Annotated in this window: 11 protein-coding genes; 9 read left to right on the plus strand and 2 right to left on the minus strand. The window is 43.9% G+C overall.

Annotation, left to right across the window (positions count from 1 at the left end):
• Positions 1-31: 31 nt before the first annotated feature.
• From DEHRE_RS03475 to DEHRE_RS03495, 5 genes are all read left to right on the plus strand, one after another.
• Positions 32-2,701: a molybdopterin-dependent oxidoreductase gene (locus tag DEHRE_RS03475; protein WP_019226240.1), complete on the plus strand. Its 2,670-nt coding sequence runs from the start codon at positions 32-34 to the stop codon at positions 2,699-2,701.
• 14 nt (positions 2,702-2,715) lie between these two features.
• Positions 2,716-3,324 carry a 4Fe-4S dicluster domain-containing protein gene (locus DEHRE_RS03480; protein ID WP_019226239.1) on the plus strand — a complete coding sequence of 203 codons (609 nt, stop codon included), beginning with the start codon at positions 2,716-2,718 and terminating at the stop codon, positions 3,322-3,324.
• 10 nt (positions 3,325-3,334) lie between these two features.
• Positions 3,335-4,438, plus strand: coding sequence for an NrfD/PsrC family molybdoenzyme membrane anchor subunit (gene nrfD / locus DEHRE_RS03485; protein ID WP_019226238.1), 1,104 nt, complete (start codon positions 3,335-3,337; stop codon positions 4,436-4,438).
• 246 nt (positions 4,439-4,684) lie between these two features.
• On the plus strand, positions 4,685-4,915 hold the full coding sequence (locus DEHRE_RS03490; RefSeq protein ID WP_141690650.1) for a hypothetical protein: 231 nt from the start codon (positions 4,685-4,687) through the stop codon (positions 4,913-4,915).
• Positions 4,912-5,595, plus strand: a complete 684-nt coding sequence (locus DEHRE_RS03495) for a hypothetical protein (protein ID WP_019226236.1) — start codon at positions 4,912-4,914, stop codon at positions 5,593-5,595. The genes DEHRE_RS03490 and DEHRE_RS03495 overlap by 4 nt, the downstream gene beginning before the upstream one ends.
• A 109-nt stretch (positions 5,596-5,704) precedes the next feature.
• On the opposite strand, the gene DEHRE_RS03500 is transcribed toward DEHRE_RS03495, so the two are convergent.
• Complete coding sequence (locus tag DEHRE_RS03500) at positions 5,705-6,499, minus strand: Fic family protein (protein ID WP_199269255.1); 795 nt, start codon at positions 6,497-6,499, stop codon at positions 5,705-5,707.
• Positions 6,460-6,828, minus strand: a complete 369-nt coding sequence (locus DEHRE_RS15075; RefSeq protein ID WP_199269248.1) for a hypothetical protein — start codon at positions 6,826-6,828, stop codon at positions 6,460-6,462. Before DEHRE_RS15075 ends, DEHRE_RS03500 begins: the two co-directional genes overlap by 40 nt.
• A gap of 179 nt (positions 6,829-7,007) precedes the next feature.
• Between DEHRE_RS15075 and DEHRE_RS03505 the strand changes: the two genes are divergently transcribed.
• The 4 genes from DEHRE_RS03505 (at position 7,008) to DEHRE_RS03525 (ending at position 11,446) form a co-directional block, all read left to right on the plus strand.
• The gene (locus DEHRE_RS03505; RefSeq protein WP_019226235.1) at positions 7,008-7,886 is read left to right on the plus strand and encodes an AraC family transcriptional regulator; all 879 of its coding nucleotides are present in this window, start codon (positions 7,008-7,010) and stop codon (positions 7,884-7,886) included.
• Between the two features lie 258 nt (positions 7,887-8,144).
• Positions 8,145-8,531, plus strand: coding sequence for a GntR family transcriptional regulator (locus tag DEHRE_RS03515; protein ID WP_019226233.1), 387 nt, complete (start codon positions 8,145-8,147; stop codon positions 8,529-8,531).
• Positions 8,524-9,423: an ABC transporter ATP-binding protein gene (locus tag DEHRE_RS03520; RefSeq protein ID WP_019226232.1), complete on the plus strand. Its 900-nt coding sequence runs from the start codon at positions 8,524-8,526 to the stop codon at positions 9,421-9,423. The genes DEHRE_RS03515 and DEHRE_RS03520 overlap by 8 nt, the downstream gene beginning before the upstream one ends.
• The gene (locus tag DEHRE_RS03525; RefSeq protein ID WP_019226231.1) at positions 9,398-11,446 is read left to right on the plus strand and encodes a DUF6449 domain-containing protein; all 2,049 of its coding nucleotides are present in this window, start codon (positions 9,398-9,400) and stop codon (positions 11,444-11,446) included. The genes DEHRE_RS03520 and DEHRE_RS03525 overlap by 26 nt, the downstream gene beginning before the upstream one ends.
• Positions 11,447-11,625: the final 179 nt, after the last annotated feature.

The raw sequence follows: 11,625 nt of genomic DNA on the forward strand, positions 1-11,625 counted from the left end.
TCAACAAGTTCCAGGAAGGGGAGAATGAATAATGGATCAGAACAAGACGGGCGGTGGAAAGGGCTTAACGCGCAGAAGTTTTTTAAAAGGGTCTGCCGGGGTTATGGCGCTTGTTGCCATGGGAGGCGGATTAGCCTATCAATCCGCTGCCGTTTTTGCCGGTACGGATTCAGCTGAGCAAGCCAATGGCACGGAATATGTGAATGGGTTCTGTGACGGCTGCCTTTATAAAAAATGCCGGACCAGATATAAAATCAAAGACGGAGTCCTTCTAAATGTTGAAGGACACCCCGAAGGGCTTTATAACAAAGGAAATTTGTGTTCCAGGGGACAGGCGCAAGTGATGAACCTTTACAATCCCTGGCGGACAAAAACACCGCTTAAGCGGACAAACCCGAAAAAAGGGCTGGATGTGGATCCGGGTTGGGTGGAAATCACCTGGGAAGAGGCATTAAGCATAACGGCAAGTAAGATTAAGGAAGCAAAAAGTAAGGATCCCCGTTTATTTGCCATGTTTTCAGGTTTTGGCGCTTATCACTCTCTTTATATGAGGCCTTTTGCCACGGCGCTTGGTACGCCGAATATCATTTTTTCTCCGGGTTGCTTTTGCTCGGGACATTCCGGATCAGAGATCCTTCATGGTTCCTTTGTGGAGTGCGCGGACCCCAAATATTGCAAGTTTAAAATTGATATTGGCCGAGGGCAATTAAACAACGGTTCTGCAGACGGAGAAACTCAGGGGGATGTCGACAGTGTGGTCGACCGGGGAACGCGGATCATTAAGGTTGATCCCCGCAACTCCACATTGTTCAGCAGCAGCGAATGGGTTCCCATCCGGCCGCAAACCGAACTCGCATTCGTCTTGTCACTCGAATATGTCATCTTACACGAAATTAAAACGTTTGATGTGGAATTTGTGAAAAACAGGACCAATGCCTCCTATCTTATTGGGAAAGACGGTTTTTATGTACGCCACGCCACGAGCGGCAAACCTTTGGTTTGGGATGCGGCAGCCAATAAACCCAAAGAGTTTGATGACGAGACAATAGGAGACCTGGCGCTGGAAGGAAGTTTTGAGATTAGCGGTGTCCCGGCTCAGACGGCCTTTTCTCTGATCAAAGATAAGATTAAAGACTATACGCCGGAATGGCAGGAGAAAATCACCACCATCCCGGCGGCTAAAATCAGGTACCTGGCCGGCGAGCTGGTTAAAGAAGCGTGTATTGGCAGTACGATTAGCATTGATGGAATTACCCTGCCTTATAGACCTGCCTGCATCAGTATTTACAAAGGGCTTACCAATCATCAGTTTGGACATGTTGCCTATTATACGGCGATGACGATTAATATCCTTCTGGGGGCCTTTGATGTTCCGGGAGGTAGCCTTGGTTTTAATAACTTCAGATATGCCAAGGATGAGGATGGTCAACCGCAGATATATCATCTGGGCGCAGTTGGCAACAAGATTAAGTTCCCCCCTACAACGCTGGATATGTCCAACTTGATTCCGCTGGCCCATGATGTGGGATACCAGTATACCAATACCATCAAGGATCCAAAGAAATACTGGCTGGACTATGCGCCCAAAGTCGGTTTGTTTTATGGTGGCAATCTGTTCTCTAAAGGCGGCAGTATAGAAGAAATATCCCAGGGTCTGGCTTCTCTGGAATTTGCGGCGGCGATTGCCACCGTGTTGGATGAACACGCTCATTTTGCGGATATTATCCTGCCGGAAGCCAACCATTTCGAGACGGTCTTCTGCTATGAACGCATATTTGAAAGGCCCTCCACCCAGCGGGATATGTATGGGCCCATGGGAGCACGCAAAGCACTGGTGAAGCCTCTTTATAACGGGCGACATGGCGATGAGATCCTGATAGACCTGGCGGCAAGAATTGGCACGCTGCCGCCAACCAATGGCATGGCCAAGGGAATGAATGGGATCAAAGGTGATATTCCACCGATGACCAACAAAATCCAGGTTGTTTATGATGCCTGGATCAAAGGAAAATACGGAGCAGAATGGGATTTCAACAAGGTGGCCGAATTAGGGCAGATTGTGCCCCCGTCTTTGGCGGAGCATGAAATATATCAATATTACTATGCGCCGGATAAGAAGATTAAACTGCCGATCTATAATATCTTCCTGCAGAAAACCCGGGTTCAGATGCTGGAAATGCTTGAAAAAGCAGGCGTTGAACATCCGGCTGGCAACAATACCATTCGCGAAGTTTATCAACCGATTCCGCATTGGTTTGAGGGTACGGAGTTTCCGCATGGGAAAGATGGCTTCGATATGAACCTTGTCGGCTGGCGAACCCCTCAGTTTCTTCATGATGTGAATAATAGTACGGGTAATCCGGTTTTGCAGGAGGTTGCGAGTCATAATCCATTCTATGGAAAACTGATTCTCAATACCGAAACGGCAGTAAAAAAGGGTTTGAATGACGGGGATATGGTTTTTGTTGAGAATCAGCATGGGGTTAAGATTGGTCCGGTCCCGGTGAAAACATCTGAAAGCATTCATCCGGACGCTGCAGGTGTAGCCGGAGGTCATCACCGGAAGGCCTTTGGCATGGACCCGGTAAACCATACGACACCGGTATCATGGAACAGGCTGATCCCGATTGCCTGGAATACGATAGACCCCGTGACAGGCGCCATTGAAATCAGTCCTTTAATCCGAATTAGTAAGGCGTAGGGAGGAGGAGCAGTATGCACTACGGAATGGTTATTGATTTAGCGAGATGTATTGGCTGTACGGCGTGTACAGTAGCTTGTAAGACCCATAATGTTACGCCCAAAGACATTGCCTGGGCCCAGGTACTTGTAGAAGAAAAGGGGAAATACCCAAATTCAAATATCGAATCGACCCCAGTTTTATGTATGCATTGCCAAAACGCCCCTTGTATATCAGCCTGTCCGACTGGCGCTTCCTACCGGGACGATAGTGGAATTGTACACATTAAAAAGGATAAATGCATCGGCTGCCGGGCCTGTATGGTCTCCTGCCCCTATAACGCCAGAAAATTTTCGTTTGGCGATGCACAGTCATACTACCCAGGGAAAGAGACCACCCCGCTGGAAAAAGTACAACAAACCAAATTCCCCAAAGGCGTCGTATCCAAGTGTGAATTTTGCTATGAACGTCTGGCCGAAGGATTGCTTCCCGCCTGTGTGGCGACATGCCCAGCGCATGCTCGGATTTTCGGCGATTTGGATAATCCGGTCAGCCAGGTCAGTATTCTGATCGCTCAGAAAAGCGGGCAGCCGCTGCACCCGCAAGTTGGTACAAAACCTTCGGTCTATTATTTGCCGAGATAGGAGGGACAGCATGAAAACGAATTCGCGTTTTATTCAGGGCGCTTCTAAACCTGTTTTAAGCCTGGGGGTGATTTTGACCCTTCTGGGGATGGGTTTATGGATCTTACAATTAATCCGGGGACTGGGCGTTACAGGCCTGACCCAGGATGCCGTTTGGGGAATGTATATTGCCGGATTCTTTACCGCCGCCGGAGCGGGAGCCGGAGCCTTAGCCCTGGCTGGGCTCATGGCGCTGAACAGAGATGATACGGTTGATAACAGGGAGCAGTATAAACTTTTTAGTGTTGCACTGGCCAGCTTTGTAAGCGCCGGCGTTCTGATCGTTATCGATATCGGCAATGTAAGCCATATTTTCAGCATGATCTTCAGTTTTGAATACACCTCATCAATGGCACAGGATTTTTGGGCCTTAATGATATGCCTGGTTGTCGCCGTCATTGGCTTGCTGAAAGCGAAATCGGGGAAAACGGGCTTGGTCTTTAATGTCATCTGTATTTTGGCTTCATTGACTCTCATCATCACTGAGGGGTTGATGCTATCCAGAGTCAGCGCGCATGCTTTTTGGGGAAGCGGTACGGTGGCGGCATTTATTATCAGTATGATCGTTGCGGGATGTGCTGTTTCCCTGTTTGTACTGAAAGAGGAGAAAAATGTTTTCCAGGTTCGCAAATATCTGATAATCGGGCTGCTGGCGTCCGCCTTATTGACGCTAAGCGAATTGCTTACCTTGACAGCCGCTTCTGAAGCTTCTACGGGTATGGAATTACAAAGTCTCCTTTCCGGTTCAGCAAGTCTTGCTTTTTGGGCCTATATCCTGGCCGGGCTGGTTATTCCGCTGGCGCTGCTTTTCAAGGTTCAGACTCCGATTGGCTTGAAGGTCAGCGCATTTTTAGCAGTTTTTGGCGTTCTTGCCGAAAAACTCTGGATCCTGATCGCCGGGATGGAGCATCCGCTGGTCGTTATACCGGGCAGAGGGGCTTACCATATTTCAGCGGTGGAGTTTTTTACAGTAGTGGGGATATCCGGTCTGGGCGTGTTAGCCTATGTAATTATTTCCGGGCTTTTTGATAGTCCCAGCCTGCACCAACAGGAGAAAGTTCACTTTACGCCATAATAAGATCACTCCCAATGAGAATTCACCAAAGGATCCAGCAAACAGCCGGATCCTTTTCAATGTATGGTGATGTAGGTATAATTATGATAAACTATCAAGTAGAAATATATGGAATGTTGCCTTAGCTAAGGGCTGACGTCCTGTCGGCTCTGAATCTGGGGGCGCGCGACTTTACGCTTCGGCAGCTCTCGAAACGTTCTACGCAATGCAATGCAAAAGGCCGCCATTCATGGCGGCAGTTTGATTGTGAATGTAATCTATTGGGATGTGATTATTTTGAGCAGATTTACATTTGTTGCATCTGACTATGAGTTACCGGAAATTGATTTATCAGGAATTATTAAACTTGAGGTTAAGGATCTAAAAGAAATGAATCCAAGACCAGAATCATTCTGGAATCTTGATGAACTTCCAGATGATTGTGAAGCGTTATATATCCCCGCGGGTAGTGAGCAGAGAGGGGGAGGTTACCCTTGAAAAGGAGTATTGTCATCTTATTAGTTGGACTATTCTTATTAGCAGGTGTTCTGGCTAAAGAGGCTAACGCATCTTGGGCTGCATTAAGTACAGAAGAAATAATTGAGAAATCTGATGTTGTATTAATTGGTGAAATAATTGGTCCTGATAGAGAAGAAAAAATTTCTACAAAGGGTTTGCCTGACTCATGGGCTACTCATTGGAAGGTTAAGGTCTATTATTACCTTAAAGGGAATCAGAAAGCAGAAGTGTTTACAGTTACTACTCCTGGTGCTAAAAACAAATCTCCTCAAAGTTCTATTGATTATCGTCTTGATCAATTTGGTAAAACCGTATTAATTTTTCTACAAAATAGAGAAGGGATATTCGAGCCACTTTCTCCACAAGGTATTGTTGTCTTGAAAGTAAATTACTATTCCCCGAAACAAGGTGAACAAATAAATGGGCAAACAGTGTTAAATGAATTTACAATCGTAAACCCGCAGATTAATGACCGTTCTATATTGGAGAAATATATTTCTGACAATCAGACAATTCTAATCCCGGAACACGGAATGTCAGATTCATACTCAAACTCAGGAAATTCCAATAAATTAAAGATAATTACAATAGTAATTTTGATCATTGCGTTAATATCAACCGGTTCATGGTTTATAGTAAAACAATTTCAGAAGGGTTAAGTAAACATTTGGGGAGGCCGAACATCATATAACACAGCATTCCCACAACTTTGCTAATATGAAAGCGGTATGACGCTGCGGGAATGCTTAAACGTTATCAGACATTGGCCTATTTTAGTAGATATCGGTATCTTTCTGGTTCTAAGCGGATTTCTTGAGCCAAAGACTGATATTCTTGGGCTAAAACTATAGAACGAATACGCTGGCCATCACTATCTCGTGGCATAACGAAACCGCTGTCAATCCATTTCTTAACCTTATCTCTAATTGTTCTATCAGAGAGATTTAACCACTTCCTCAAATCAGAAGTACTCGCCCAATTGTTTTGAAAAGCAAGCTTTGTAAAAACGATTCTTTGATTTGGGTCTAGTATTCTAATAAGTTCTGGTTCAACCGTAGTATATTCTCGACTTTTTTCTTCAACCAGATTAGCTGCTTCAACAAAGACTTCAGATAAACCGGAAATGAAAAACTCAAGCCACTGAGTAATGTCACAATCGTTTCTACCGTAATAATAATTGTGCTGTAAACCCATTTGTAAATTCTTGTAGTATTCCTTTAAATTGCGGTCATAAAAAGATTCTAGAACAAAAAGTCCTTTTAAACCCAAACCACCAAGCTTAAGAATATAGGTTGCAATCATTCTAGCGGTTCTTCCGTTTCCATCCATATAAGGATGTATAGTCAGAAATTGCCACATGAATATACCGGTTTTAATAGGCGAAGGAATTGATTGAGTATTAGGCGAATTGATCCAAGCTACAAGATCTTCTATTAGGATCGGAACATCTTGTGGCTCAGGGGGAAGATACCAGTTAGTTTGATTACGTTTGCCGACCTGATTTTGTTCAGTTCTGTATTCACTTAGTCGAGGCCTACGACCGTGGTTAATAACTCTGATGATTGCTGGAGCTTTTTAATAAATTCTTCAGTAATGGGCAATTGTCTTTCTTCGCACTCATCTAAATAGTCAATCGCTTTCATCAAGTTGTAAACTTCTTGTTGTTCCCCCGATGTATTCTGAAGATAGAGGGCTTCCCGTTTAGCTTGCTCATCAAGGGTATTACCCTCAAGCTTAGTTGATAAAATAACTGTTTCTTCTCTGGACTCCTTTTTTAAGGTGTCAAGGATTGAAGAAGGAAGCGGTAGGTTTTCAACAAGAATACTCGCTTTTTGAATTTCCATTAGATTTTGAGCTATTGTATTTGTAATTGTAAAACGTGGTTTATACATATAACTTACCTCCCCATGCATAATATAATTATATCATTGCCGCTAAATTGCCGCAATATTTATTCTGGTTATAATTTGATAAGGTCCCACTGCCATGGGTCAACATCGAACCGCACGGAATGTCATGAAACATAGTGTAATTTCCTTTATCATGGACTCATACGGAAAGGAGCGAGGCGATGGATTGGATCACAGGTATACAGAGAGCTGTGGATTATGTGGAAGCCCATATTACGGAATCAATAGACTATGAAGAAGCAGCGAAACAGGCCTATTCGTCCAGCTTTCATTTTCAGCGGGTTTTCAGCATACTTTGTGGCTTCACGTTAGGTGACTACATTCGGATGCGGCGCCTCTCTCTGGCAGGAAACGAGCTTGCGTCATCAGGCATCCGGGTAATCGACGCCGCGTTCAAGTACGGGTATGATACGCCTGAGAGTTTCAGCCGTGCTTTCACCCGATTCCACGGGGTATCACCCTCGCAGGCGAAACAGGGCGGCGCTGCGCTCAAATCCTTTTCTCCGCTTTCCGTAAAACTGATTTTAGACGGAGGAAACACGATGAATTACAGAATCGAGACCAAGGACGCATTTCAGATCATCTGCAAAAAAAAGCAGGTCTCCTGCAAGGCGGAACTAACGACGGAGGAAATCTCCCGTTTCTGGCAGGCTAGCAGCACGGACGGCACCATTCCTGCGCTGTGCAAGTACATCCCAGAGGATAATATCTTTCCGAACTGCATCGTAGGCGCCAGCTTTGGCAAGGATGCCAGTGACACGGAGTTTCCCTACGCCATCGGCGTCCATTATAACGGAATGCCTGTCAGCGATACCGGCTTGACTGTGGAGAATATTCCTGCTCACACTTATGTGGTGTTTCCCTGCATCGGCAAGATGCCGGAGGCGTTTCAGAAGCTTTATCAGCAGATCTACAGCGAGTTTTTCCCCACCAGTGAGTATCAGCCCTGCGGCGGTACGGATTTTGAGGCTTACCCCTCGGACAATGTGACGGACCCCGGCTACACCTGCGAAATCTGGGTCGCGGTGGAAAAGAAATAATCCAGCGGGAGAAGTGCCGAAAGGTGCTTCTCCAATTTCTGTTTTCAAGACGCATCGGTGCACTGATTCCGACAAAGTTCGAATTGGCTGATCTTCGTATTCCGATTTGCCTTGGAGGCTTTTATTCAATAAGAAGAAATCCAGCTGCACCGGACAGTTGGATTTCTTTTTTTTTCTCTATTGACAAAAAATGGAGGATCAGATAATATAATCACTGTATTAACTGTACTATATAAAATAATACAGTTGGAGGTAACGATGTTTCAATTGGATTATTTGGATCATAGGCCTTTATATGAACAGATTAAGGAAAAATTAAAAGCACTTATCATCAGCGGCGTCTTAAAACCCAATGAAAGGGTTCCGTCTGTTCGTGAAATGGCCCAGTCTCTCACCATAAACCCCAATACCATTCAGAAAGCTTACAAAGATCTGGAGCTGGAAGGATATATATACGCCATCCGTGCCAAAGGAAGCTTTGTTACACCCTTTAATGACAAAGTCAATCAAGCAAGAAGGGGTGACTTGATGCTGGAGATAGATAAACTTGTCTCAGAGCTTGCCTATATGAATATACCCAAAGAACAGCTTATTTCCAGGATTGAAGCAATATATTCAAAGAAGGAGGGCGAAAAAATTGATTGAGGTTAAAAATCTGACGAAAGGTTTTGGCAAAAATAAAGTTTTGCATGACTTAAGTATTAATGTCAGGAAAGCATCGGTATATGGCCTGCTTGGGCCGAATGGTGCCGGAAAAACTACGCTGATTAAGCATTTAACCGGATTATACCGCCAAGATCAAGGAACAGTGACAATTGACCATAAGCCGGTCTACGAAAATCCTGAGGTTAAGGCTCAAATAGTCTACATACCTGACGATTTATACTTCTTTTCTCAATACAGCATCGATGAAACAGCAAAGTTTTACGCAAAAATATATCCCCAATGGAATTGGAACAGGTATGAGCAATTAAAGCAGGTATTTCCTATCGACAGCAAGAGAAGGGTTGTCAAACTCTCGAAAGGGATGCAGAAACAGGTGGCCTTCTGGCTGGGGATTTGCGCAATGCCCAGGGTGATGGTCCTTGATGAACCCGTCGACGGTCTTGACCCTGTCATGCGAAAAAAAGTATGGAGTCTTGTACTTCAGGATGTCGCCGAAAGAGAGGTAACCGTATTGGTGTCATCCCACAATTTGAGAGAACTGGAAGATGTCTGTGATCACGTCGGAATACTTCACAATGGAAAAATCGTTGTGGAGAGAGAACTTGATGACATGAAATCGGATATCCACAAATTTCAGATTGCATTCTCTGATGGCATTCCGGAGGGATTCCTCGAAGATACACATATTTTGCACAAGACCCAGACAGGAAGCATACTGCTGCTTATTGCCAGAGGAGATAAGGACGAATTAATGCAAAAAGTAAAATCAGCGAATCCGGTTATTTTGGATGTACTTCCCCTGACGCTGGAAGAAATTTTTATTTATGAATTGGGAGGAATGGGCTATGACATTCAAAATATCCTTATTTAAAAAAGCGTTGATCTTAAGTGATTTTAAACGTTACTGGTGGCTAAGCGTCCTGTATGCCCTGGCTCTTTTTATTGATATGCCTTTCAGGCACCTGATGGACACGCTGAAAATAGAAATCTTCAATACACAATGGCTCCAAGATACGGTAGACAGGACGTTAAGCCTTTCAGAAAACGGGCTTCAGAATATTTTACTCTGTACGGTGCCGGTTTTATTGGCAGTGCTCATATTCAGATACTTGCAGGCAGACAAGTCATCCGTTATGATGCACAGCTTGCCATATAACAGGAGTTCTCATTATGCCAGCCGCTGTTTTTCAGGCCTCGTTCTTTTACTGCTGCCTGCAGTGCTGAATTGTTTCATTCTCATACTGTTAAAATACGTTACGGTACTCGGAAGTTATTATACGCTGCCTAAGATATTAATGTGGCTGGGATTACACGTATTGTTCAGTGTCTTGTTTTATAGTGTAACTGTATTTGTTGGCATGTTCACCGGATCTTCCATTGCCCAAATCGTGTTTACTTATATCTTTCATGTACTGCCGGTGGGAATTTATGCTTTGATTACCTACAGCTTAGGGCAATTATTGCACGGATTCGCCAACACCTACTCACTGTTTTTCGAGGATACTTATCCGATATTCTTGCTTTTAAATGGGAGGCTGATGGGAACAACGTATACGGTGCATACTGTCGGCTACTTTATTGTATACCTGATAGCGGCAGTGCTATTTTTGGGCTTGGGATGGTTGGTTTACAAATACAGAAAACTCGAAACGGCCGGAGACATTATTGCTTTTCCCGCCTTATACCCGGTATTCAAATATGGGGTAACCTTCTGTTTGATGCTTGTTGGAGGGTCCTATTTTAGCAGTCTTGCCGGACAGTCTTTGCCTTTGCTGATGATTGGCTATTTTTTAGGTTCGGTCCTGGGGTACTTTATTGCCGAAATTTTGATTCATAAATCTTTTAAGGTTTTGCATTCCTATAAGGGCTATTTATGCTATTCCGCTGTGATTCTGATCCTTTTTGGAGCAATCTCTCTGGATGTTGGTGGCTTTGTTAACCGTGTACCAAACCCGGAGGAAGTGGACAAAGTTTATATTGGGTATAACATCGAAGAGTGGACTTATTATGAAAAAGAAAAAAAGCCGGAATACCTGGAATATCGGTACGGGAAGTATTACTTCGAAAATAACAATCCTGTATTCTTTGTAAGCAAGGAAAATATTGCAAGAATGACGGAGCTTCACAACTATTTGATAAAAGAAAGGAATAAGGCTGAAGGCCAACCCCGTTATCTTATTTATACACTGAAAAGCGGGGGCTATATCATCAGGCAATACAACGTTAATGAAGCCGATCAGGAAGATGCTGCTTTGTTAAAACCGATTTATGAATCCGGTGAGTATAAAAGCTTGAGATACCCGGTAATGAGCCTAAAGCCGGAAGATATCAAACTGATCACACTCAGCGATCATCGCAGCAGCAAAAAGCCGCTCATTCTCACAGGCAGCACGGACCTTAAGGAATTTACAGAAATCCTGAAAGATGAAATAAGTAAAATGTCCTATCAGGAAATGACGTCAAATAAGAAGGAAAATATCAACATCTCCGTGCTGGACAATGAAGATAAAACAACAAACATCATGCTTCAAAGCAGTTTTACTTTGCTGATAAAGTGGCTTGAAGAAAAGGGATATTACGACCAATTTGCCCTGCTCTTGGAGGACATCGAATCTGTCGAGCTGGAAAACTATGAAGAAAGGATGATAGCAAATAGTGCAAGAAATTCAGGTGAAGCAGTAATCCCCAAGAAGGTGGAAATTAAAGAGCCTGAAGTGATTGCGGAGTTATTCAATATGGATGATTCGAGAACAAGCTATAACACCAATACTGTTATCGTGCACTTCAATGTCCAAAATGGTATGAGTAGTAGTTCCTGGGAAAGGTATATCAACATGGATACGGAAGTTTCGGAAAAATTAAAGGGATATTTTAGGCAGTTGGAAAATAATTAAATTCAGTACGAGTTTCACATACTCAGTTTCCCGAGTCGGGGCAGGAAGTTCTATTAAATGGGAAAGCTGCCTTCATCGGTAAAGAATTTGATAAGGTGCTTCATTTGAGGCGTCTTTTCTTTTTTGGGTGATGCATCCTTGCACGAAATACATTCTGTGCAAGGATGCAATAGTTGGAG

The organism is Dehalobacter restrictus DSM 9455, from assembly GCF_000512895.1.
Taxonomy (GTDB): Bacteria; Bacillota; Desulfitobacteriia; order Desulfitobacteriales; family Syntrophobotulaceae; genus Dehalobacter; species Dehalobacter restrictus.